This is a genomic window from Streptomyces sp. NBC_01450, from assembly GCF_036227505.1.
In the GTDB taxonomy this organism is placed as follows: domain Bacteria; phylum Actinomycetota; class Actinomycetes; order Streptomycetales; family Streptomycetaceae; genus Streptomyces.
The window spans coordinates 7,874,040-7,893,160 of sequence record NZ_CP109480.1 but is presented as its reverse complement, the minus strand read 5'-3'; the positions used below and the strand labels follow the sequence as shown (position 1 = coordinate 7,893,160).

At 71.0% G+C, this 19,121-nt stretch carries 15 protein-coding genes and 1 pseudogene; 9 read left to right on the top strand and 7 right to left on the bottom strand.

The window, feature by feature from the left end:
- Positions 1 to 46: 46 nt before the first annotated feature.
- Complete coding sequence (locus OG568_RS35075) at positions 47 to 1,639, bottom strand: MFS transporter (RefSeq protein WP_329534464.1); 1,593 nt, start codon at positions 1,637 to 1,639, stop codon at positions 47 to 49.
- A 239-nt stretch (positions 1,640 to 1,878) separates the two neighbouring features.
- On the opposite strand from OG568_RS35075, the gene panB reads away from it, so the two are divergent.
- The 3 genes from panB to OG568_RS35060 all read left to right on the top strand — a co-directional run bounded on the left by panB (position 1,879) and on the right by OG568_RS35060 (position 4,812).
- The gene (panB, locus tag OG568_RS35070; protein WP_266582167.1) at positions 1,879 to 2,766 is read left to right on the top strand and encodes a 3-methyl-2-oxobutanoate hydroxymethyltransferase; all 888 of its coding nucleotides are present in this window, start codon (positions 1,879 to 1,881) and stop codon (positions 2,764 to 2,766) included.
- A 196-nt stretch (positions 2,767 to 2,962) separates the two neighbouring features.
- Positions 2,963 to 3,991 (top strand): ATP-binding cassette domain-containing protein, encoded by a 1,029-nt coding sequence (locus OG568_RS35065; RefSeq protein ID WP_266582168.1) that lies wholly within the window; start codon positions 2,963 to 2,965, stop codon positions 3,989 to 3,991.
- Positions 3,988 to 4,812, top strand: coding sequence for an ABC transporter permease (locus tag OG568_RS35060; RefSeq protein ID WP_329534463.1), 825 nt, complete (start codon positions 3,988 to 3,990; stop codon positions 4,810 to 4,812). The genes OG568_RS35065 and OG568_RS35060 overlap by 4 nt, the downstream gene beginning before the upstream one ends.
- A 36-nt stretch (positions 4,813 to 4,848) precedes the next feature.
- Here OG568_RS35060 and OG568_RS35055 read toward each other — a convergent pair whose 3' ends face one another.
- Positions 4,849 to 8,181, bottom strand: a complete 3,333-nt coding sequence (locus OG568_RS35055) for an AfsR/SARP family transcriptional regulator (protein ID WP_329536548.1) — start codon at positions 8,179 to 8,181, stop codon at positions 4,849 to 4,851.
- Between the two features lie 131 nt (positions 8,182 to 8,312).
- On the opposite strand from OG568_RS35055, the gene OG568_RS35050 reads away from it, so the two are divergent.
- Positions 8,313 to 9,116, top strand: a complete 804-nt coding sequence (locus OG568_RS35050) for a site-2 protease family protein (RefSeq protein ID WP_329534462.1) — start codon at positions 8,313 to 8,315, stop codon at positions 9,114 to 9,116.
- Here the strand turns inward: OG568_RS35050 and OG568_RS35045 are convergent.
- A complete protein-coding gene (locus OG568_RS35045) occupies positions 9,106 to 9,285 on the bottom strand; it encodes a hypothetical protein (protein WP_329534461.1) in 180 nt (59 codons plus the stop codon). The two genes, OG568_RS35050 and OG568_RS35045, sit on opposite strands and share 11 nt — an antisense overlap.
- Before the next feature lie 101 nt (positions 9,286 to 9,386).
- Positions 9,387 to 10,091, bottom strand: coding sequence for an NADPH-dependent F420 reductase (gene npdG / locus OG568_RS35040; RefSeq protein WP_266414496.1), 705 nt, complete (start codon positions 10,089 to 10,091; stop codon positions 9,387 to 9,389).
- Between the two features lie 345 nt (positions 10,092 to 10,436).
- Between npdG and OG568_RS35035 the strand changes: the two are divergent.
- The 3 genes and pseudogenes from OG568_RS35035 to OG568_RS35025 all read left to right on the top strand — a co-directional run bounded on the left by OG568_RS35035 (position 10,437) and on the right by OG568_RS35025 (position 14,282).
- Positions 10,437 to 12,068: pseudogene (locus OG568_RS35035) on the top strand (IS200/IS605 family accessory protein TnpB-related protein).
- A gap of 105 nt (positions 12,069 to 12,173) precedes the next feature.
- On the top strand, positions 12,174 to 12,776 hold the full coding sequence (locus OG568_RS35030) for a hypothetical protein (RefSeq protein WP_266414494.1): 603 nt from the start codon (positions 12,174 to 12,176) through the stop codon (positions 12,774 to 12,776).
- Positions 12,777 to 12,938: 162 nt separating this feature from the next.
- Complete coding sequence (locus OG568_RS35025) at positions 12,939 to 14,282, top strand: MFS transporter (protein ID WP_443077904.1); 1,344 nt, start codon at positions 12,939 to 12,941, stop codon at positions 14,280 to 14,282.
- 173 nt (positions 14,283 to 14,455) lie between these two features.
- Here OG568_RS35025 and OG568_RS35020 read toward each other — a convergent pair whose 3' ends face one another.
- Positions 14,456 to 14,689 carry a hypothetical protein gene (locus tag OG568_RS35020; protein ID WP_266414492.1) on the bottom strand — a complete coding sequence of 78 codons (234 nt, stop codon included), beginning with the start codon at positions 14,687 to 14,689 and terminating at the stop codon, positions 14,456 to 14,458.
- A gap of 59 nt (positions 14,690 to 14,748) precedes the next feature.
- Between OG568_RS35020 and map the strand changes: the two genes are divergently transcribed.
- Together map and OG568_RS35010 are read left to right on the top strand one after the other, a co-directional pair.
- Complete coding sequence (map, locus tag OG568_RS35015) at positions 14,749 to 15,606, top strand: type I methionyl aminopeptidase (RefSeq protein WP_329534460.1); 858 nt, start codon at positions 14,749 to 14,751, stop codon at positions 15,604 to 15,606.
- A gap of 212 nt (positions 15,607 to 15,818) precedes the next feature.
- The gene (locus OG568_RS35010; protein ID WP_329534459.1) at positions 15,819 to 16,469 is read left to right on the top strand and encodes a biliverdin-producing heme oxygenase; all 651 of its coding nucleotides are present in this window, start codon (positions 15,819 to 15,821) and stop codon (positions 16,467 to 16,469) included.
- Positions 16,470 to 16,590: 121 nt separating this feature from the next.
- Here the strand turns inward: OG568_RS35010 and OG568_RS35005 are convergent, their stop codons facing one another.
- Together OG568_RS35005 and OG568_RS35000 are read right to left on the bottom strand one after the other, a co-directional pair.
- A complete protein-coding gene (locus OG568_RS35005) occupies positions 16,591 to 17,238 on the bottom strand; it encodes a PhzF family phenazine biosynthesis protein (protein ID WP_329534458.1) in 648 nt (215 codons plus the stop codon).
- 10 nt (positions 17,239 to 17,248) lie between these two features.
- On the bottom strand, positions 17,249 to 18,943 hold the full coding sequence (locus OG568_RS35000) for a hypothetical protein (RefSeq protein WP_329534457.1): 1,695 nt from the start codon (positions 18,941 to 18,943) through the stop codon (positions 17,249 to 17,251).
- Positions 18,944 to 19,121: the final 178 nt, after the last annotated feature.

The window sequence follows — 19,121 nt, the reverse complement described above, 5'->3', positions numbered from 1 at the left end:
CTCCCTTCCTTGGTGGTGCTGGCGCAATTCTCCCTGCCGCGCCCTGTCAGTGCTCGGCGGCCACCAACTCCGTCTCCTCCTTGCCCTGTTCCGGGGTCGAACTGCGGCCCGGCAGGAACAGGGCCACGATCACGGCGCCGACCAGCGCGATACCCGCACCGCACAGGGCGGTGACGTGCATGGCGTGCAGGAAGGCGTCGTTGGCCGGGGTGACGAGGGCGTCGCCCCGGGGGCCGAGCTTGGCGGCGACGCCGAGCGTGGCCTCGATGGACTCGCCCGCGGTGTGCCGCAGGCCGGCCGGGAGGACGGTGAGCTTGTCCTCGATGCCGTTGCGGTAGGCCGAGGACAGGACCGAGCCGAGGACCGCGATGCCGAGGGCGCCGCCGACCTGACGGAAGACGTTGCTCAGGGCGGAGGCGGAGCCCGCCTTCTCGCGCGGCAGGGCCTGCATGATGACGACGCTGGTCGGGGTCATGATGTGCGCCATGCCGGCGCCCATGAGGAAGAAGATGACCTCGAGGAGCCAGATCGGCGTGTCCGCGTCCAGGGTCGCGAAGGCGCCGAGCATCGCGCCGAGCAGCAGCAGGCCCGCCGTGCAGGTGGCCCGGTTGCCGAAGCGGTCGACGACGAGGCGGGCGCGCGGTGCGAAGAAGAGCTGGGCCGCGGCGAGCGGCAGCAGCAGCACACCGGTCTTCAGCGGCGAGTAGCCCCGCACGCTCTGGGTGTAGAAGACGGAGAAGAAGGTCACGCCCATCATCGCGAAGAAGACGAGCGCGATGGCGGCGATGGCGGCCGAGAAGACCTTGTTCTTGAAGTAGGTGATGTCGATGGACGGATGGTCGCTGCGCTTCTCGTAGATGACGAAGCAGGCGAGGACGGCGATTCCGGCGCCGATGGTCGCGAGGACCGCCGCGTCGGTGAAGGAGGCCAGCTGGCCGCCCTTGATGATGCCGTAGACGAGCAGGACGAGCCCTATGACCGAGAGGACCACGCCGACGAGGTCGATGCGGCCGGGGTTCGGGTCGCGGGAGTCCGGGACCAGCCAGAACATCAGGCCGAGCGCCAGCAGCACGATCGGCACGTTGATGAGGAAGACCGAGCCCCACCAGAAGTGGGCGAGGAGCACGCCGCCGGTGATCGGGCCGATGGCGATGGCGATGCCGACGCCGCCGGCCCAGATGCCGATGGCCTTGGGCTGCTCCTCGCGCTCGAAGACGTTCATGAGGACGGCGAGGGTGGCGGGCATCACGAAGGCGGCGCCGAAGCCCATCACCGCGCGGAAGACGATGAGCTGGACGGGCGAGCCTGCCTCCGCGGCCAGCGCCGACCCGGTGCCGAAGACGGCGAGTCCGGCGAGCAGGACCTTCTTGCGGCCGAACCGGTCGCCGAAGAGGCCCGCGGTGAAGAGCAGCCCCGCGAAGACGAGCGTGTAGGCGTTGATGGCCCACTCCAGCTCGCTCTGGGTGGCACCGAGTCCGGTGGGCGCCGGCGTCGAGATCGTCTTGATCGCGACGTTGAGGATGGAGTTGTCCAGCACCACTATCAACAGGCTGAGCATGAGCACGCCGAGAATGGCCCAGCGGCGCCGATGGACCTCTTCGGGCACGCGCCGTTCGACGTGAGCTGCGGGAGTTGTCATGGGGCGGAGCCTATCGATTTCCGATACGGGACCGTCTCGTATCGAAAATACTTTACAGAGACCTTACGAAGAGATGGCCTCCGACCGCCCGTGTCCCCGCGGAGCACCGGTGGAGCACCGGCGGACGGGAGACGCACGCCGCTCGCCCCGGTCTGGCACGCGGTGGCACGAGGTGCCACCATGTAGGGGATCCGGGGACGCCGTCAGGGCGCCTCGAGATGACAGAAGGAGCCGTTGCGATGACGCAGCTTTCGGCTGCCCCGAAGCAGTCCGCGGAGGGTGCGCGGGCGACCACCGACAGCAGCAAGGCGCTGTACGGAGGCAAGAGCACCCGCCGCATCACGGTCCGCGACATCACCACAGCCAAGGAGCGCGGCGAGAAGTGGCCGATGCTCACCGCCTACGACGCGATGACCGCGTCCGTCTTCGACGAGGCCGGCATCCCGGTCATGCTCGTCGGTGACTCGGCGGGCAACTGCCACCTGGGGTACGAGACGACCGTCCCCGTCACCCTCGACGAGATGACCATGCTCTCCGCCGCGGTCGTACGCGGCACCAGCCGCGCCCTGATCGTCGGCGACCTGCCCTTCGGGTCGTACCAGGAGGGCCCCGTCCAGGCGCTGCGCTCCGCCACCCGGCTGGTCAAGGAGGCCGGGGTCGGCGCGGTGAAGCTGGAGGGCGGCGAGCGCTCGCACCGCCAGATCGAGCTGCTCGTGGAGTCCGGCATCCCCGTGATGGCGCACATCGGCCTGACCCCGCAGTCCGTGAACTCCATGGGCTACCGCGTCCAGGGCCGCGGCGAGGAGGCTGCCCAGCAGCTGCTGCGCGACGCCAAGGCGGTCCAGGACGCGGGCGCGTTCGCGGTCGTCCTGGAGCTGGTCCCGGCGGAGCTCGCCGCCGAGGTCACCCGCACCCTGCACATCCCGACCGTCGGCATCGGCGCGGGTCCGGAGACCGACGCGCAGGTCCTGGTGTGGACCGACATGCTCGGCCTCACCGGCGGCAAGATGCCGAAGTTCGTGAAGAAGTACGCCGATCTGCGCGAGGTCATGGGCAACGCGGCGCGCGCGTTCGCGGACGACGTCGTCGGCGGAACGTTCCCTCTCGAGGAGCACTCGGTCCACTGAGCGACTGAGGCCCACTGAGCCACTGCGGCACCAAAGACAGCCCGCCGAATTCCCCCATCGGCGGGCTGTCGCCGTGCGCGAAGCCCACGCACCGCAGTGATACGCGCGAACGTCTGTCGGCGATATATCGGTGAGCGTCCGGCGCTGTAGGTGAGCTGTAGGTGGTTTGTCGGTGGGGGCTGGCACCTTGATGGGCATGACGCGAATCGACAAGAACCCCGACAGCGGCGCCCGCAGCGCCGTCTCCGTGCGGGGGCTGGTCAAGCACTACGGCGAGACCAAGGCACTGGACGGCGTGGACCTGGACGTCCGCGAGGGAACCGTCCTCGGGGTGCTCGGTCCCAACGGTGCCGGCAAGACCACCCTCGTCCGTATCCTGTCCACCCTCATCACCCCCGACGCCGGCCGGGCCACCGTCGCCGGCTACGACGTGCTCACCCAGCCCCGCCAGCTGCGCCGAGTGATAGGCCTGACCGGTCAGTACGCCTCGGTCGACGAGAAGCTCCCCGGCTGGGAGAACCTGTACATGATCGGGCGGCTGCTCGACCTGCCCCGCAAGGACGCCCGCCGGCGCGCCGACGAGCTCCTTGAGCGCTTCTCGCTCACCGAGGCGGCCAAGCGCCCGACATCGACGTACTCCGGCGGTATGCGCCGCCGTCTCGACCTCGCCGCCTCCATGATCGGCCACCCGTCCGTCCTCTACCTGGACGAACCGACCACCGGGCTCGACCCGCGCACCCGCAACGAGGTGTGGAAGGAGGTCAAGCGGATGGTCGCGGACGGCGCCACCGTGCTGCTCACCACCCAGTACATGGAGGAGGCCGAGCAGCTGGCCTCCGAGCTCACGGTCATCGACCGCGGCAAGATCGTCGCCAGCGGCCGGATCGACGAGCTGAAGGCCCGGGTCGGCGGCCGTACGCTGCGCATCCGCCCGGTGGACCCGCTGGAGCTGCGCCCGCTGGCCTCGCTCTTCGACGAGCTGGGCCTCACCGGTCTCGCCGCCTCGGTCGTGGACACCGAGACCGGCACCGTGCTGGTGCCGATCCTCAGCGACGAACAGCTCACCGCCGTGGTCGGCGCGGTCACCGCGCGCGGCATCACGATCGGCTCCATCTCCACCGAACTGCCCAGTCTGGACGAGGTGTTCCTGTCCCTCACCGGCCACAAGGCCAGTGCCCCACAGGACGAGACCCCCGCCCGTGTCTACGAGGAGGTCTCCGCATGAGTACCGCCGTTGTCGAAGCCCCCCTCGCCGCGAAGGGCGACCCCCGTATCTCGCCCCGCGCGCACGCGCGCCACATCGGCGCCCTCGTCCGCCGCAACCTGCTGTGGATCCGCCAGGACCCGGAGTCGATGTTCGACGCCGTCCTGATGCCGGTCATCTTCACCCTGCTGTTCGTGTACGTCTTCGGCGGCTCCATCGGGCAGTCGCTGGGCGGCGGACAGGACGCGTACGTCCAGTACGTGGTGCCCGGTCTGATGGCCATGACGGCCATGAACATCGCGACGGCCGTCGGCACCGGCTTCAACGAGGACTTCCAGAAGGGAGTGATGGACCGCTTCCGCACCCTGCCGATCGGCCAGGGCTCGGTGCTCTTCGCCAAGATCGTGGTGGAGCTGATGCGGATGCTCGTCGCGACGACGGTCCTCATGATCGTCGGCGTGCTGGTCGGCTTCGACATCACGAACTGGCCGGGTCTGTTCGCCTCCGTGGGGCTCTCCGTCCTCTTCGCCTCGTCCCTGATGTGGATCTTCCTGGTCCTCGGGGTGACGATGAAGAACGCGCAGTCCGTGCAGGCGATGGGCTTCCTGGTGCTGATGCCCCTGCAGTTCGGCTCGTCCATCTACTCGCCGACCGGAACCATGCCCGGCTGGCTGCAGGCCTTCACCGACTACAACCCGCTGTCCGCGCTCGCGGACACCACACGCGCCCTGATGGTGGGCGGACCGGTCACGCACAACCTGTGGGTGACCCTCGCCTGGACGGCGGGACTCACCTTGGTCATGGCGCCGATCGCGATCCACAAGTTCCGCACCAAGAGCTGACGTTCGTCCACAGGACACGGAAACCCCCGGTCCGCGTCATACGAGGGCGGCGGCCTCCTCCAGGGAGAGCCCGCCGCCCTCGGCGTACGCGGCCTCGTACGTCGCGTCGTCCAGCACGGCCCGTACGTCGGCCTCCGCCTGCGCGCGCACCTCGTCCTCCATCGGGCCCACGAAGTGCCCGGGCGGCAGCAGGTGGTCGGCGGCCCCGAGCAGCACGGCCGCGTCGCGCACACGGCGGCCGCCGTCCAGGCCGGTGAGGGCGATGGCGGCGGTGGTCAGATGCGCGGAGGACATGTGCGGGGCGAGGATCTGCGACAACGGGTCGCCCGCCCGCGCCAGCGCCTGCCGCACCTTCTCCAGGGCGGACTCGTGCAGGCCCTCGATCGCGTCCAGCCAGGCCTCGATGCCCACCACGAAGCCGTCGAAGACCACGAAGGTGACCGCTTCGAAGTTCGCGCGCAGCAACCGCATCTGTTCGCGCGCCTCGGCGACCCGGCCGCTGCGGCCCAGCCACATCGACAGGAACAGCCGGGAGGCGGGCATGGCCTCGTTGTAGGCCCCCTCGCCGCGCTCCAGGACCTCCCGGAGCAACCGTTCACCGCGTTCGGTGTCGCCGGACTCGATGAGCACGGTGCCGAGCCGGGTGTTCAGGACAGCCGTCTGGGCGTGCGCGCCGAGCCCTTCGGCGTGGGTCATGGCCTCCGTGTAGTCCGCGGCGGCGAGCGCGAACTCGCCCCGGCGCTCGTGGGCCTCACCACGTGCGGAGAGGGCCTCGGCGGCGCCCCAGGCGTCCCCGAGCCGGGTGAAGAGTTCCAGTGCCTCGTCGGCGTCCCGGGTCGCGTCGCCCGCCCAGGTGGCCCGGTTGGCGAGGATGTTGGCGCGCATCTGGAGGGAGACGGCGAGTTCCCACCCGTAGCCGAGTTCGCGGCAGGTCTGGACGGTCGCGTCGATGACGGCGCGCATCCGCTCCATGTCGCTGGTCAGGATCAGGGCGTAGAACCAGAGGTTGCCGGGGCTGCGGCAGGTCTGCGGCTGGCCCGGGCGGTAGGTCTCGCTGATGACGCGCAGCTTCCGCTTGGCCTGCGGGGTGTCCCAGGACGCCATGTCCATGTCCATGCAGGAGAGATGGACCAGGTGGGCACCGCGGCGGGCCTCCTCGAGGACCTCGGGGCGCATCGGCGGCGGGGCGTCGGTGCAGCTCTCCACCAACGGGGCGGCCGGCCGTACGGGCCCGTCGAAGGGGTCCGGGCCGAGGGCCATGACCTCGCGGGACCAGTGGCGGGCCATCAGCCGCAGATCGCGCATCTGCCAGTACCAGGCCAGGGAGAGGACCAGGCAGAGCGCCTCCTGCTCGTCGCGGGCGGCGACGGCGTGCTGGAGGGCGGCGCGGATGTTCTCCGACTCGGTCTCCAGCCGTTCGATGGCGGCGCGCTGGCCCCTGCCGCGCAGCTGGGGGTCGGTGGTGCGGGCCAGTTCGCGGTAGTGCGTGAGGTGGGCGCGCTCGGCGGCGGGGCGCTGCCCCGACTCGTCGAGGCGCTCGCCCGCGTACTCGCCGACGGTCTCCAGGAGCCGGTAGCGCATCTCGCCGTCCCCCGAAGGGGCGGCCACGACGAGGGACTTGTCGACGAGCGAGCCGAGCGCTTCCAGGGCGGCCGGTCCGCAGACGGCCTCGGCGGCGGCGAGGTCGCAGCCGCCCGCGAAGACGGACAGCCGCCGCAGCACGTCCCGCTCGTCCTCGTCGAGGAGGTCCCAGGACCAGTCGACGACGGCGCGCAGGGTCTGCTGGCGCGGCAGGACGGTACGGCTGCCGGAGGTCAGCAGGCGGAACCGGTCGTCGAGCCGGTCGGCGATCTGACGCGGGGTGAGCATCCGCAGCCGGGCCGCGGCGAGTTCGATGGCGAGCGGCAGCCCGTCGAGGCGGCGGCAGATCTCGGCGGTGGCCGCGGGGTCGTCCTCGACCCGGAAACCCGGGCGGGCGGCGGCCCCCCGGTCGGCCAGCAGCCGCAGCGCGAACGGCTCCGGCAGCGGCTCCACGGGACGCAGCAACTCCCCCGGTACGCCGAGGGGTTCACGGCTGGTGGCCAGCACCGTCAGTCCCGGGCACCGCTCCAGCAACGCCTCGACGAGACGCGCGGCGGCGTCCACGACGTGCTCGCAGTTGTCCAGGACGATCAGCATGCGGCGCTTTGCGCAGTGCTCGGCGAGCCGCTGGAGGGGGTCGTCGTGCCGGTCGGCGGCGGCCCGCATCTCCTCGGCACCGGCGCCGCGCAGCACGGTCTCGCGGGCTCCGACGGCGGTGAGCACGGCCTCGGGCACGGCCTCCGGGTCGTCGACCGGCGCGAGTTCGGCCAGCCACACCCCGTCCGGCGCGGTGTCCGCCATGGTCTCAGCGGCCTCCTGCGACAGCCGTGTCTTGCCGGCCCCACCGGGCCCGAGCAAGGTCACGAGGCGTGCCGCCGCCAGATCCCCCCGGATCGTGTCGATGTCCGCCGCCCGCCCGACGAAGGAGGTGAGCCGGGCGCGGAGGTTGCCGGGGGGCGGGGGTACGGAGCGGCCACGCCCGGCCGGTGGCGGGTGGCTCCCGGTCCGGCCCGCGGCGCCGGACCGTGGGCCCTGGGCGTGCGCCCCGCCGCCACCGTCGGCGGGGCTGAGCAGCTCCCCGTGCAGGGCGCGCAGCTCGGGGCCCGGGTCGGAGCCGAGGCGGTCGGCCAGCAGCTCCCGTACGGACTCGTACGCGGCGAGGGCCTCGGCGGGGCGGCCCGCGTCGCGCAGGGCGCGCAGGCGCAGGACGTGCAGAGGCTCGTCCAAGGGGTGGAGGTCGCACAGGGCGGTGAGCTCGGGCAGGGACTGTTCGGCGTGGCCGAGGGCGAGGGCCGCGGTGAGCCTCGCGCGCCGTACGTCGAGGCGGCGGGTCTCCCAGCGGGCCGACTCGGCGGTGCGGTCCGGGAGGTCCGCGAGGGCCGGCCCGTGCCACAGGGCGAGGGCGTCGTCGAGGGCCTCGGCCGCCTTCGTGGGGTCGCCGTCGGCGAGCGCGCGTACGCCCTCGCCCGCGAGCCGCTCGAAACGGTGCAGGTCGATGTCGTCGGCGCCCGCGGCCAGCCGGTAGCCGCCGTCCCCCGAGTCCACCGCGTCCGGCCCGAGCGCCCTGCGCAGCCGTCCCACCAGTGCCTGCAGCGCGCCGGATGCGTCCGCGGGCGGATCGCCGTCCCACACCTCGTCCACCAGAACGGCCGCGGGCACGGTCCGTCCGGACCGCAGCGCGAGCACGGTCAAAAGGGCGCGCAGCCGCGCCCCGCCGAGCACGACGGGCGTGCCGTCGGGGCGGAGTGCCTGGGTGGTGCCGAGGATGCGGTAGCGCACGGGGTCCATTGTCTCCGGTGGCATGACTGTCTCAGGCCCCCACCCTCTCCGGAACCAATGACCGATCGCGAGACGTTTTCCCCGTGAGCCCGGTACGGTCGGGCAGTCCCAGCACCATGCGTACCAGTCCAGGGAGCCCCATGACCACCGCCGCTTCCCGTCGCAGCAGCGACCGGAGGATCAGCCCCGTCTTCGTCGGGATCGTGGCCGTGATGGCGGTGACCGGGTGGGCGACATGGACCGGGTTCGCCGAGGAGCCCGGTGTGGCCGTGTTCCTCTTCGTGACGGCCGCGTGGATCGTCTCCCTGTGTCTGCACGAGTACGCGCACGCCCGCACCGCCCTGCACAGCGGCGACATCTCGATCGGCGCCAAGGGCTATCTGACCCTCAACCCGCTGAAGTACACCCATGCCCTGCTGAGCATCGTGCTCCCGGTGATCTTCGTGATCATGGGCGGGATCGGTCTGCCGGGCGGGGCGGTCTTCATCGAGCGGGGCAGGATCCAGGGCCGCTGGAAGCACAGTCTGATCTCGGCGGCGGGTCCGCTGACGAACGTGCTGTTCGCCGTCCTGTGCACCGCGCCGTTCTGGCTGCACACCCTGGACGGCGTCCCGGACACCTTCCGCTACGCGCTGGCGTTCCTCGCGCTGCTCCAGGTCACGGCCGCGATCCTGAACTTCCTGCCGGTCCCGGGCCTGGACGGCTACGGCGTGATCGAGCCCTGGCTGTCGTACAACATCCGCCGCCAGGTCGAGCCGTTCGCGCCGTTCGGCCTGCTCGCCGTGTTCGCGGTGCTGTGGATCCCCTCGGTGAACACGGCGTTCTTCGACGCGATCTACTCGATCCTGGGCGCCCTGGGCATCGACGACGTCCAGCGTTACTGCGGTCAGAACCTGTACCGCTTCTGGGACGGCGTCAACGAGTACTGCACCGTCAGCCGCTGACCGAGGACCCGCTGCGGCCGCGCCGCGCGTAGTACCAGGTCATGTTGGACGACAGTCCGGCCAGCAGCACCCACACGATCCCCAGCCAGCTGCCCTGGACGAAGGAGACGACGGCCGCGGCGACGGAGAGGACGCAGACGACCAGGGTGTAGAGGGCGAGGCGGGGCATGGGGGTCGGCTCCTGTCGGGAGGGTTCGAACGAGGTCGTACGAGGTCTACGAAGTCGTACGGCGTCCAGTGTCCCTCATGTCCCCCATGCCCGTACGCCCGCTATACGTCCGTCACCCGCAGGCCGGCGTGGGCCTTGTAGCGGCGGTTCACGGAGATCAGGTTCGCGACCAGCGCCTCGACCTGGTGGGCGTTGCGGAGCCGGCCCGCGAAGACGCCGCGCATGCCGGGGATACGGCCGGCCAGCGCCTGCACGATCTCGACGTCCGCGCGCTCCTCGCCGAGGACCATCACGTCGGTGTCGATCTCGTCGATCTCCGGGTCCTCGAGGAGGACGGCGGAGAGGTGGTGGAAGGCGGCCGCGACCCGGGAGTCCGGCAACAGGAGGGCGGCCTGCTCGGCGGCGCTGCCCTCCTCCGGCTTCAGGGCGTAGGCGCCCTTCTTGTCGAAGCCGAGCGGGTTGACGCAGTCGACGACGAGCTTGCCGGTCAGCTCCTCGCGCAGCGATTCCAGGGTCTTGCCGTGCCCCTCCCACGGTACGGCGACGATCACGATGTCGCTGCGCCGCGCGCACTCGGCGTTGTCGGCGCCCTCGACACCGTGGCCCAGCTCCTCGGCGGCGGCCTGGGCGCGTTCCGCCGCACGCGAACCGATAATCACCTTCTGGCCGGCCCTGGCGAGCCGGTAGGCCAGGCCCTTGCCCTGGGGGCCGGTGCCGCCGAGCACGCCGACGACGAGCCCGGACACGTCCGGAAGGTCCCAGGGGTCCTTCGCGGGGGCCTTCTGTGCACTGTCAGTAGAGGTCATGGGCCGACCTTACGTGGCGCGGTTCCCGCCTCGGGGGCTTCGGCGGCCCGGGTGAGGGTCGTCACTCGGAAGCTCGCGTAGCCCTCGCGGCCCGCGTGGAAGGGGGTGCTGGTGACCGCGGTTGTTGCCGTGGGGGTCTGGAGCTGCTACCGCTGGAGTGTGTTCAAGAGCGTTCTGGTGAGTGGGAGTGAGCGTGCGTGTTCAGCGTCGTGTCGCGCGCCTCGGCCGTGGGGTTGGCTCTCCGTGGCGAACTGACGTTCTTTCATCGAATGCGTGACCTTCATGGGCGACGCTCGTTTCCCATGGCGACGAGATCTTCAGGTGTGGCCGGGCGGGGGTGACGGGGTGGGCGAGCTGAGGAACATCGCGCCGTCGTTCGTCGCGTCCGGCCCGAGTGGTGTGGCCGTCCGGACCCGTCTCAAGCACCTGACGCCGGACGATGAGAAGGTGTTGCGCCTGGTGGGCGCGCATCTAGGTTCGCTGGCCTCGAAGGACCTCAAGGCCCGCTGCCGGGACGGCCTGGAGCACTCCGGTGAGACGTGGGCGGCGCGTAAGCGGGAGTTGACGCCGCTCTCCTCGTCGCGGTGGGCGGGCAGTATCACCAAAGCCACTCACGACCAGTGGGCGCTGGCCCGCCGCTGCCGGTTGGCGCACATCCAGAACCTGGAAGCCGGTGTCCGCACCATTGAGGACCGGCTGTCCCTACCGGTCGGGCAGAAGGGGACGAAGAAGGCACCCGGAGGTTACCGGTCCCAGCGGGAATGGCATGCCAAGTCACGGCGGCTGCGGGTGCTGGAGGACCGGCTGGCCGCCGCGCGGGCCGACCGGGAGGCCGGAGTCGTCCACGTCGCACGGGGCGGCAAACGTCTGGCCCGCACCCGCCATCACTTGGAGGCGGCCCAGCTCACGGAGTCCGCGTGGCGCGGGCGTTGGGAGGCAGAGCGCTGGTTCTGTCAGGCGGACGGGGAGTCCGGCAAGCGGTACGGCAACGAGACGATCCGTATCAGCCCGGACGGTGAGGTGAGCCTCAAACTCCCCGTACCGCTGGGTCATCTGGCGAACGCCCCGCACGGGCGATACGTCCTGACATGCCGGGTCACGTTCGTGTACCGGGGCACCGAGTGGGCCGACAGGGTCGCGGCCAACCAGGCGACCGCCTACCGCATCCACCTGGACACTGGCCGAGGCCGCTGGTACGTGACCGCGTCCTGGCAGATACCACCCACTCCCACCCTGCCCATCGAGGCGGCGCTTGCGCACGGTGTGATCGGCGTCGACATGAACGCTGATCACGTCGCCGCCTGGCGCCTCGACATCCACGGCAACCCCATCGGCGCCCCGCGCCGCTTCTTCTACGACCTGACCGGCACCGCCGAACACCGCGACGCCCAGATCCGCCACGCCCTCACCCGCCTCCTGCACTGGGCCCGCATCTGCGGCGTGAAGGCGATCGCCGTGGAGGACCTGGACTTCGCCGCGGAGAAGACCCGCGATAAGCACGGCCGCCGCAAACGATTCCGGCAGCTCATCTCTGGCATGCCCACCGGGAAGCTCCGCGCCCGGCTGTCTTCGATGGCGGATCAGACGGGTGTCGCGGTCATCGCCGTCGATCCGGCCTACACCAGCCGATGGGGCGCCCAATACTGGCAGAAACCCCTTACCAGCACGACTCGCAAGACCACTCGCCACGATGCTGCTGCCGTGGCGATCGGAAGGCGCGCCCAGGGACACCCGATCCGGCGACGGACGGCACCGCCCCCTGCTCACCGGAGAGATGAGCAAGGGCATCGGACCGTCCAGGCCGGACCAGGCGTCCCTGGGCGTGAGGGAACCCGCCCCCGCATCCCCGGACCACGGACACAATCCGTCGGGCCCGGGCGCGGAGCGAACGCGGGCAATCAGAACGCCCAACACCGTCCGGGGCGTTCGGCCGAGCATGAGACCTGGCAACAGGACTCACTCCCGCTCAGTCTCTAGGAACGGTTCCGGTTGTTTCCGTCATGCGCCGGGATCTGCCCCACTTGGGCGAATTCATGGTGAACTCCGCCTGATCAGTTGCCGATTGCGGCAGGATGCGTGCGCATGGATGCCGTACGGGTCGCGTTGCTGCGCGAAGTCCTCGCCGGAACCGAGTGGTTGGGGGCCACGCGGCGGTTCGCGGAGGGCCTGAGGGGGTCCGTGGTGTCGTACGGGGGCGGGCTGCTGCTCGTGGGCACGGCGGAGTACGAGCCGTGGCACCTGGCCGCGCACCTGGTGGACGAGGCGGCCTGGTCGGGGACGCCGGAGCTGTCGCCGACGCTGGTGCGGCACGGGGCGCGGGCCTCGGACCCGGCCCATCTCGCCGTGGGCCTCGGCCGAATCGAGGCGGCGCGGCGCGGCGAGACGCTGCTCGTGGTGTCGCCCGCCGCACCCGGGGCGCCGCTCCTGGAGCGGATCCACGACGCGCGGCGGGCCGGGGCGACCGTGCTCGCGCTCGACGCCGGTGACCGTGAGCTCGGGGCGATGGCGCACGAGTCGCTGACCGTACCGCCTGATCAGGAACTCGACCTGGACACCGTGCAGCACCTCGTCAGCGCGGCGGCCGGGGAGAACTCCCTGCCCTCGCCGCGGGGGCGGCGCCGCCTGCGCGACCGGCTCTCCCGCCTCGCCGACCAGCTGACGGCTCCGCCGGCGGCGCGGTGGTAGGCCACGGCGGGCGGTGAGCCGGCGGGGCGGTCGGGAAGTGGGACGGCGGGGCGGTCGGGAAGTGGGGCGGTCCCGGGCGGTGGAAAAGCAGTTGCCGCCGAGGAAGGACGCCGCTCAGCATGAGCCGTCGTGACCGACGACGCCCCCGTATCCCCCGCCGCGCTGCCCACGCACACTGAACCCGGTGCCGCTACCGCTGCCGGTGCCGGTGCCGGTGCGCGACTGCGGTCGCTGCTGCCCGATCTCGCACCCTGGCGGGCGTCGGCCGACTTCCGGCGGCTGTGGCTGGCCGGGCTGATCACCAACTTCGGCAGCTTCCTGACCTTCGTCGCGCTGCCGGTGCAGATGAAGGTGCTGACCGGCTCCGCGGTGGCCGTGGGGGCGATCGGGGCCGTGGAACTCGTACCGCTGATCGTGTTCGGGCTGTACGGCGGGGCCCTCGCCGACGCCCTCGACAAACGGAAACTGATCCTCTACACGGAGGCCGGGCAGGGGCTGCTGTGCGGCGGACTGCTGGTCAACGCGCTGATGCCGCGACCGGCGGTGTGGCCGCTGTACGTCGTCGCCGCGCTCTCCTCCGCGCTCGGGTCGGTGCAGCGGCCCGCGCTGGACTCGCTCGTCCCCCGGATCGTGGCGCACGAGCACCTGCCCGCCGCGGCCTCCCTCAACTCCCTGCGCTGGTCGGTCGGCGGGGTCGCGGGGCCGGCCCTCGCGGGCGTCGTGGTCGCGTACGCCGGGCTCGGCTGGGCGTACGCCGTGGACCTGGTGACCTTCGTGGTGTCGGTCGTACTGATCGTCGGACTCGCCGCGTCGCCGGCCTCGCACGAGGCCGCGAAACCGTCGCTCGCCTCCATCGCCCAGGGCGCGCGGTACGCGTGGAACCGCAAGGAACTCCTCGGCACGTACGTGATCGACCTGGCCGCGATGTTCTTCGCGATGCCGCTCGCCGTACTGCCGTTCCTCGCCGACGAGCTCGACGCGGCGTGGTCGCTCGGGCTGATGTACGCCGCGCTGCCCGCCGGGGCGATGCTGGTGACGCTGACCAGCGGGTGGACCTCGCGCGTGCACCGGCACGGGCGGATGGTGGCGTTCGCGGCGGCGTGCTGGGGGCTGGCTATGGTGGGGGCGGGAGCCGTGCACAACGTGTGGCTGGTGCTGCTCTTCCTCGTCCTCGGCGGCTGTTTCGACATGGTGAGCGGGATCTTCCGGGGCGCCATGTGGGACCAGACCATCCCGGACGAGCTACGGGGACGACTCGCCGGGATCGAACTGCTCTCGTACTCCGTCGGGCCCCAGCTGGGGCAGGTACGGGCGGGCGGGATGGCGGCCTGGACGGGGGTACGGGCGTCGATCTGGGCCGGGGGTGTGATCTGCGTGGGAGCGGTGGGGGTGTTGGCACTGTGCTTGCCGCAGCTGATGAGGTACGACGTGCGGACGAATGAGCACGCCGTCCGGATGCGCTCCGCCCGGGGCCACGCCACGCTCTCCCACCCGCACCACCCGTGACGGTCACTTGGGTGGTGCGGGTCCCCCTCGGGGCCGGCCACCGTCGGCGCCCGCGGGCCGTCGCGCCCACGCGAGCAGACGCCCCGACGCCTCGATGCCCCGCGCCCCGGCATCGCGGCACCCCGGCACCCCGGCACCGCAAAGCCCCGCCGCTCGCCCCGCGTCCCGCCCGCTCAGTCGTCGGTCTCCTGGGCCGGGCCCGTCGCGTCGTGCCACTTGGGGTCCGTCTCCCACTCGAGGTTGCGCTCCTGGGCGGTCTCCATCGCGTGTTCGGCCTCCTCACGGGTGGTGTAGGGGCCGAAGCGGTCCTTCGCGGGGCACTCGGGGCCCTCTTCCACCTTCTGGTGGACGAGGCAGTAGTACCACTCGCCCGGCTTCCCTACGGTCCGCTTCTTGAAGAGGGCCATGGCCTGCTCCTTTCGCCACGGACATAGTGCCCCCATGCCCGCTGGTTAGACTCGCTGGCATGTCTGGCCAGTCGCTGCTCGTACCAGGAGAGCTCTCTCCCACCCGTCCCGTTCCGGGAAACATCAGGCGCCCCGAGTACGTGGGAAAGCCCGCCCCCACGCCGTACACCGGTCCGGAGGTACAGACCCCCGAGACCATCGAGGCGATGCGGATCGCCGGGCGGATCGCCGCGCGGGCGATGGCCGAGGCGGCGAAGCTCATCGCGCCGGGCGTGACGACGGACGAGCTGGACCGGGTCGCGCACGCGTACATGTGCGACCACGGCGCCTATCCGTCCACCCTCGGTTACCGCGGTTTCCCCAAGTCCCTGTGCACCTCCGTCAACGAGGTCATCTGCCACGGCATCCCCGACTCCACGGTGTTGCGGGACGGCGACATCGTCAACCTCGACGTGACGGCGTACATCGGTGGCGTCCACGGCGACAACAACGCGACGTACCTGGTCGGGGAGGTGGACGACGAGTCGAGGCTCCTCGTCGAGCGGACCCGTGAGTCCCTCGAGCGCGCGATCAAGGCCGTCAAGCCGGGACGCCAGATCAACGTCATCGGCCGTGTGATCGAGTCGTACGCCAAGCGGTTCGGGTACGGGGTCGTGCGGGACTTCACGGGGCACGGGATCAACTCCTCGTTCCACTCAGGACTGATCATCCCGCACTACGACAGCCCGCACGCGACGACCGTCATCCAGCCCGGGATGACCTTCACGATCGAGCCGATGCTCACGCTCGGTACGCACGACTACGACATGTGGGACGACGGGTGGACCGTCGTGACGAAGGACCGCAAGCGGACGGCGCAGTTCGAGCACACGCTGGTCGTCACGGAGAGCGGTACGGAGATTCTCACGCTGCCGTAGCCGCGTGCGTGGCCCGTAGCCCGTGATCCGTGGTCCGTAGTCAGTCCGTCGTCCGAAGCCCGCCCTGATCTCTGGGCGGGCTTCTTTGTCGTCCAGCGGGGTACGGTTTTACCGACAGGATGTCGGGAACCTGTCGAGAACCCATTGACTTAGGTAAGCCTAACCATACAAACTTTTGAGTGACTCGCGTCCGCTTCGGCACCGGAGGTCCCATGAATGAGGCGTTCTCGACGCTGCTCCGCACCGCGTCGCACGAGCAGCACGTGGAGACGAACACCTCGACGTTCATGACCGACCTGCTCGGCGGCGGGCTCGGGGTCGAGGCGTACGCGCGCTACACCGAGCAGTTGTGGTTCGTGTACGAGGCGTTGGAGACGGATGCCGAGCGGTTGGCGTCCGATCCGGTGGCCGGGCCGTTCATCCGGCCGGAGTTGCTGCGTCGCGGTGCGCTGGAGCGTGACCTCGCGTATCTGCGGGGCCCGGACTGGCGGGCGACGCTCAGGGCGCTGCCCGCCACCGAGGCGTACGCGGCGCGGGTGGCCACGTGTGCGCGCGAGTGGTCCGGCGGGTACATCGCCCACCACTACACCCGCTACCTCGGTGATCTCTCCGGCGGTCAGATCATCCGGGGTACGGCGGAGCAGACCTGGGGCTTCGCGCGGAAGGGCGACGGCGTGCGCTTCTACGTCTTCGAGGGCATCGGTAATCCGGCCGCGTTCAAGCGGGGTTACCGTGAGTCGCTGGACGGGGTGCGGGCGGACGATCTGGAGAAGCAGCGGATCATCGCCGAGTGCAAGCGGGCGTTCGCCCTCAACACTGCGGTCTTCCACGCCCTGGGCGAGGAGTTCCCCCTCACGGCCTGACCCGCCCCACCCCCACTCGGGGTCTCCGCCCCCAACCCCCGATCGCGCAGCGCCCTTCAGGGGCGCGGGGAACTGCGCGACCAGCCCCCACCGGCCCGCAGCCGACAAACCAAGCCGGGGGTCAGGGACGGAGCAGTCGTACTCGGCCCCCCACCTCCACCCACCCACCCGGCTGCGGCGCCGTGAGAATCTGGGAGCCCGCACCCTGGACGATGTTCAGCGCCCGGCCCAGCCGGTCGGTGAGCAGCAGCGCCGCCGCCCCCGTCGCCTCGTCCTCCACGATCCCGTCGTCCCGCCCGGGAAACCCGCGCGCCCGCACCCGCCCGGCCAGCTCGTCCTCCCAGGCCCAGGCGTACACCCACTCCCCCGGCGCCGGCACGGCCAGCGCGTCGACCTCTTCGGCGGACCCGTACTGCCGCAACGTACGCCCCGGCGCCCACTCCGCCCGCGCCTCGATCCAGCTGAACTCCCCGTCCAGCCGCACCCCCACCACCCCGGCGGGCGTGACCAGTTCGGGGATGTCGAGCAGCCAGCCCACCCCGACACAGGGATGCCCGGCGAACGGCAACCGCAGGGTCGGCGTGTAGATGTCGACGACCCCGCGCTCGGGGTCGTCGACGAACACGGTCTCGCTGAACCCGAGCTTCGCGGCGAACGCCTGCCGCTCCTCCGGATCCGGCATCACCGAACCCTCGCGCACCACACCGAGCTCGTTGCCATGCTCACCACCGGGCCCGCAGAAGACGCGCAGTACGTCGAAATCATTCACCGTTCCTATGCTAATCGGCCGGTGTTGGCCTATCAGGCATCCCGAACAGCTTGAGTTGCTGGTCTGGAACGCTGGGCCCCCGAACGGTGGTGGGGCCGTGGGGCGGGTGCTTTCCGGGCGGGCGCGCTCGCGTCTGACGCACCACGGGTGTGGTGCCGCGCGTCGTCCTGGCCGGAGCTGTCCGCTCCGTACGGCCCAGGGTGCGGTGACTCGGCGTTTCGGGGACGGCTGGCCCGGCGCGATCCTCCGGTCGCACGGCCCCCGCCTCAACACGCCGTGAGGCGCTGCTGGTGGGGGTTTGGCGGGCTCCGTCTTTCCTGCGCCGGGCCGTACAGCCCAGACCGCGTCTGCCGACGACCACCGCGGCGGCATGATGCCCCGTGACGGTGGTCGAACCGGTAGAGATCTCTTTCAAAGCACCCAGCCAGTGCGGGGCGCCCCACTTGCTCGAATACGCCGGATCCACCGCGATCACCGAAAGACCGGCATGATGGGCCATCCCGGCGAGCCGATCGCGGAACTTCGCGGTCGGGATCCCGGCCACCGTGCGGCGGAAGGCTTTGCCGCGCCTGCCCCGGCCCAGCTTCTCCCGTCCTGTGGTGCGGACGTCGGCGAAGTCCAGATTCTCGACCACCAGCGCCGCACAGTCATGGACTTGGGCAAGATGGATGAGCTGTGAGATGGCCTCGCGCAACCGGGCATCCCGGGTCGTGGCGGGAAGGCCCGCCAGTTCCAGGGGGAGGGTACGGGGCGCGCCGACGGGGTTGCCGCACGGGTCGAGGATCCAGGCGGCCAGGTGGTCGGCGTTGACGTCCACCGCCAGGACCGGGTGCGCGCGAAGGACGTCCAGCGTCGGGACGGGAACCTGTCGCCCCTTCTTCACCGTGGACCAGGATGCGTCGAGGTACCAGCGCCTCCGTGCGGGGTCGTAGGTGATGTCGTAGCGCACCGGGGCACCCACGCCGACCCGGTCGGCCCACTGCTCACCGCGATGGTTGAAGGCCGCCGCCGCATCCAGGACATAGCGGCCGCGCGGTGCGTTCGCGTGCTGCCGGCGCAGGGGTTCGGGCAGGACAACAGTGATGGTGCCGTCGGTGGGGGTGATGCTGATGGTGTAGTTCCCGAACGGCGCCCCCGCCTCCCCGTCTGCGGTCAAAAACATCCGTCGCGCCGACCACTCCTCACTCCAACTGTCCAACTCTGTTTGCCAGTCGGCCTCGGTCAGGGGCTTCGGTCCGGTCATGGTGTCGTAGAGGTGGTGGCGGGAGTTCAGCAGTCGCCGCCCGCCCCGGGTGACCCGCACCCGGCCGGAATCCAGCTCCCGCACCGCCTGCGGCAGATGGCCTTTCAGGATCTGCAGGCGCTGCTGCTTCGCCCGCCGCTCTGCATGGTCCGCGTACCCGCGCACTGCCTTTCGCCCCTGGCGCACGCAAGTACCTGGCGGGACGGCGAGGCGGGCCTCGATCGCACCGATCGCCCGGCGCAGGGACCCGATTCGGGCGTTCAACGCCCGCCTGCCCAGCTGATACTGGTCCTCGGAGGTGCGAGTGATCGCCCCCGCCCACCGCGACGACGACTGCGCGGTCAGAGCTTTCTTGCGCTCCGCCCGACGGGCATAGGCGGCGGGCACGTTCCCGATACGCACACGGACCGCAAGGTCCGCACCGGCCAGCGCCCCCAGATGCTCCCCAACTGCTCGCAGCACCACCGCCTCCGCGGGCGACACGTGTAGCCGCGTCCGGATCCGACACCCGGAAGGCGGGGCAACCACGAACGGGGCGGCCAGCGTGCGAAAGGGACGCAGCTCACGCGCTTCCCCGCCCCGCACCCGCTTCCCCATGCCGTACACCCCTGGCCCATGCGTGATGATCTCGACCAGCCAA